This is a genomic window from Verrucomicrobiia bacterium (genome assembly GCA_035460805.1).
Taxonomy (GTDB): domain Bacteria; phylum Patescibacteriota; class UBA1384; order CAILIB01; family CAILIB01; genus DATHWI01.
In genome coordinates this window covers 1-3,589 of the sequence record DATHWI010000149.1, presented here as the reverse complement: position 1 = coordinate 3,589, position 3,589 = coordinate 1, and the positions used below count along the sequence as shown (strand labels likewise).

Here is a 3,589-nt window from a genome sequence, read left to right as displayed (position 1 = left end):
CTCGCGGAAGGCCCAGCCGTAGTTGCCGCCTTTAACAACGACGTTGATCTCCTCATACGTTCCTTGTCCAACATCCCCCACCCACAATTCGCCTGTGAGAGAATCAAACGAGAAGCGCCAAGGGTTGCGAAAGCCCACCGCCCAGAATTCAGTACGGACACTCGCGGGATTTACCGCAGTGCCGATGAATGACGTGGCCCCCACGTATGGATTGTCGGCAGGGATGGCATAGCGGGCAACTCCTCCATCCGTAGGGTCCGTAGGGATGGCTGCATGAGGGTTGAGAACCAAACTGCCAGGCTTCTTGTCCACATCAATCCGGGCGATGGCGGAAAAGAAATTTTTGGTGATCGTCTGGCTGTTGTTTTTAGAGTCGTTTTGCGCGCCTTCATCGCCAAATGAAATATAGAGGTAGCCGTCAGGCCCAAAGTGCATGTCTCCCCCGTTGTGGTTGTCCGCCGTGTCCACTTGCTGAATCAGGACTTTCTCGCTGTTGGGATCGGCCAAATTAGGATCTGCGGCACTCCTTAGGAACATCGAGACCCGCTCATAAATCGTGCTGCCCACCTTTACCGAGTAAAAGATATAGAACTGCCGGTTGGTGGCGTAGGACGGATGAAAGGCAACACTCAGCAACCCCTGCTCGCTCGTCGTGCTCATGGACTCGGCCTTGGAAGGAACGCCATTTCCTCTCGTAGACAGCAAAGTCGGTAAATCTAGGAATGGAGAAGCTGCCAGCGAAGGAGTAGCGATGTTGGGTACCAGACGAAGCAGCCCTCCCTTCTGGCAAACAAAGACTCTCTGCGTATCACCCGGAGGACTCGCGATAGCCACAGGAGAATTCAAACCTGACAACAATTCAACCAGTTCCACTGCCTGTGCAGGCGGAGCCGCGGGCATGGAGAATGCCGCGGTGGGAATGCGGAGATTGCTGGAAAATGCAATGCTGACAGTGGCCGTATTGGAGGTGCCACCCGAATCTGTCACCCTGTAGGTAAAGGAGTCCGAAGTGGGAACGCCTGTGGTTTGAGAGTAGAGGACTCTCCCGCCGGTCACTGGAACTGCCGAGCCGAATGCGGGTGCCTGAATGACGGCAATGGTTTGGCCGGTCCCGAGTCCTGTATCATTGGCAAGCACCGCAATTCGCGCTTTGCCACCGGAATGCATGGTGACGCTGTCCGACACCGCCACAGGTGCTGCCCAAGCTGAGGCGCAGGCAAGCAGAAGAAACGAGGCGCAGCAAAGCGCGGAAAGGCCTCTCATAAATGTTGGGGGGATTAAGGGACCACACCTGAAATTCCCAAGCTACAGCAGCCGATGCACCACGGTCTCGCTGTAGAGACCGGGAAAAGAGATGAGCGTTGTGGCAGAAGGACTTCGGAGGGATTCGTTTCAAAACTGGAGCAGGCCGTGAAGAAATCCAGGTTCTTCACCCCCGAAACTGGCACTCGTTTTATTGGACCAAAGTCCAATAGCATTAGTGACACTCCACCCGCCATATTGTCGGCGGTGAAAGTCAAATTCGAGCACAGGACTTGCATGCTAGGCGTCGCCATTGGTTTGGCAGCGTTGGCCGCAAGCACGCGATCAGGTGTGGAAAGTCACACTTTCCTGGCCGTCATCATGGTGGGCACCCTGCCCATGACGACATGGAAATCGCCCTCCCGAAGCTTTGAGGAGATCAGTTTTGAAGAACTGCGTCAAGCATGCCTTGATGGAGATCCATTGGCAGCATTCGCAGCCCATACACGGTGGCTTTCCTCGTTGGATGTTGACGACGCTGCCGTGGAAGCAATCTTTGATGCCTTTCCGGAGTGGGTGGACATGCAAAAGGCAGTCGAGTCACCGGACTGCTGCTGGTATGGAGAGGCTTTGCTGAAAGTGGTGGAACACCAGCGCTCAGAGCTTCTCACCGGGCATTCCTGCTAAATAAATTCTCCCGTAACGGCTAAATATGGGACTAAAGTCCCATATCATTAATCCCGCTAATGCACTACGATGCATTAGATTTTAAAGGGACAACAATCCAAAGCGCCGTGAATTACCTCTTCCCCATGATGCAAACGCTCTCTTCCGCAAAGGCGGTGGAGCGTCTGGCAGCTCGGGGACACGAGAGTTCCTGGAAATTGTCTTTCCTTTTACTTTGTCATGCGCCAGTCCCGCAAGGGCTGGCAGCATCCCCGGTGAGCGGACTTTCCGTTGCCCATCAAGGGGTCACAAAAATTTCAGCTCGAGCAACGCAATCGCAGTTTTCTGACCGCCAGCTGTAAGGAGTCAACAGCTTGATCTTGGATGGGTCTTGGGAGATTGGAATACGGATTGCGTTGCTCGGAGCTGACCTTCTCAGGCCGTTTCAGAGAAAACGGCTGGAAATGGGCTGACACAAGCAGCCTGTGACAGTGGTACACCACGCCTTGGGATTGTCACTGTCGATGATTACCCCCTAAGACTGGGACCTTTCCCGCACCCCTCAGTTCATGATGCTGTCAAACCACATGTCCGTGCGCTCCTGGCGGGCTTGGATGCGGGCCTTACGACGGCTTGATTTGTCCTTGTATCGCTCATTCTTGTTCTTGAGCTTGTAGTAATACTCCGAGTCATCCACAGATTTGCAGGCAGGAACGCTGCATGCGAATGCGAAAGCCAGGAAAAGAAGGAGAAAGCGGGAATTCATGCGCATGAAATACAACGACGGCCCGGAGATGTAAATACTGAGGTGCACGAGAGTTGCACTTGTCAGGGATGTCACTTGGCTGGTTTCTTCGTAGAGCCCTGGAGCCCTGAAAGGTAGGCCACCAAATCTCTGATCTGACGCTTGGTGAGCAGGGCTGACATGGGAGGCATGGTCGTGATGGGATCCGTTTTGGAAGCGATGAGTTCCGTATCGATCTTTTCCAAGGCCCCGTCGGCCAGACGGACCTGAAGAACCTTGCTGGTGGAGGCGACCAAGTTGCCCGTGAGCACCTTGCCATCTTTCAGAGTGACCGTCATCACACCGTAGCCGGGGGCAATGGTGGCAGCAGGAGCGACGAGGGCTTCCAACAGATAGGGACGGTCCTTCTGCTTGCCGATCAAGTTGAGGGCAGGGCCAACGTTGCTACCGTCCTTGCTCTCAAACTTGTGGCAGGCCGTGCAATTGGCAGTGAGGTTTTGGAGGGCGATTTCGCGCCCTGCTTTGGCACTGCCACCTTCCAGGCATTCCTCATACGCGGCGGGAGTTCCCGCCTTGGGCTGGAGTTCCTTTTCACGTTCGTCAAGCCGCTCCTGAAGAGCGGGGGCGGCATCTTTGCGACTTTGGGCAGCCTCGACAAGGTCAAGCAACAAGGCCGGAGGGAACTTTTTGCTGTTCTTGCCGGACCCGGAACTTTTCCAAGCCGCATCCCACTGCTCCACAAGGGCTTCATCCCCTGCTTCCATCTTCACCTTTGCCAGCATTGCCAGAGCCTTCTGCTTCTCAAAGGTGGTACCTTTTTGGAGGAGCTTTTTGGACTCAGCCACTGCGAGATTCCGGTCCCGAAGGAGTACAACTTCAAGCGCTGCGATGCGGAGAGTCTCTGGGCCACTGCCCGCCAGCAGACCGTCCACAGTA

General features: G+C 55.0%; 5 protein-coding genes. 2 read left to right on the top strand and 3 right to left on the bottom strand.

All coding sequences use genetic code 11. The features are described 5' to 3' along the window. Positions 1-1,191 (bottom strand): PQQ-dependent sugar dehydrogenase (locus VLA04_06090; GenBank protein ID HSI21227.1); only part of this gene is annotated, 1,191 nt, incomplete at its 3' end. A 348-nt stretch (positions 1,192-1,539) separates the two neighbouring features. Here VLA04_06090 and VLA04_06085 point away from each other — a divergent pair. Together VLA04_06085 and VLA04_06080 are read left to right on the top strand one after the other, a co-directional pair. Further along, a complete protein-coding gene (locus VLA04_06085) occupies positions 1,540-1,929 on the top strand; it encodes a hypothetical protein (GenBank protein ID HSI21226.1) in 390 nt (129 codons plus the stop codon). Between the two features lie 59 nt (positions 1,930-1,988). Next, positions 1,989-2,270, top strand: coding sequence for a hypothetical protein (locus VLA04_06080; protein ID HSI21225.1), 282 nt, complete (start codon positions 1,989-1,991; stop codon positions 2,268-2,270). A 200-nt stretch (positions 2,271-2,470) separates the two neighbouring features. Here VLA04_06080 and VLA04_06075 read toward each other — a convergent pair whose 3' ends face one another. After that, positions 2,471-2,674, bottom strand: a complete 204-nt coding sequence (locus tag VLA04_06075) for a hypothetical protein (GenBank protein HSI21224.1) — start codon at positions 2,672-2,674, stop codon at positions 2,471-2,473. 71 nt (positions 2,675-2,745) lie between these two features. Continuing rightward, a partial coding sequence (locus VLA04_06070; GenBank protein HSI21223.1) for a hypothetical protein occupies positions 2,746-3,589 on the bottom strand: 844 nt, incomplete at its 5' end.

Coding starts and splice junctions, on each gene's coding strand:
- VLA04_06085 (HSI21226.1), top strand. CDS start 1,540: ATGCTAGGCGTCGCCATTGGTTTGGCAGCGTTGGCCGCAAGCACGCGA.
- VLA04_06080 (HSI21225.1), top strand. CDS start 1,989: ATGCACTACGATGCATTAGATTTTAAAGGGACAACAATCCAAAGCGCC.
- VLA04_06075 (HSI21224.1), bottom strand. CDS start 2,674: ATGAATTCCCGCTTTCTCCTTCTTTTCCTGGCTTTCGCATTCGCATGC.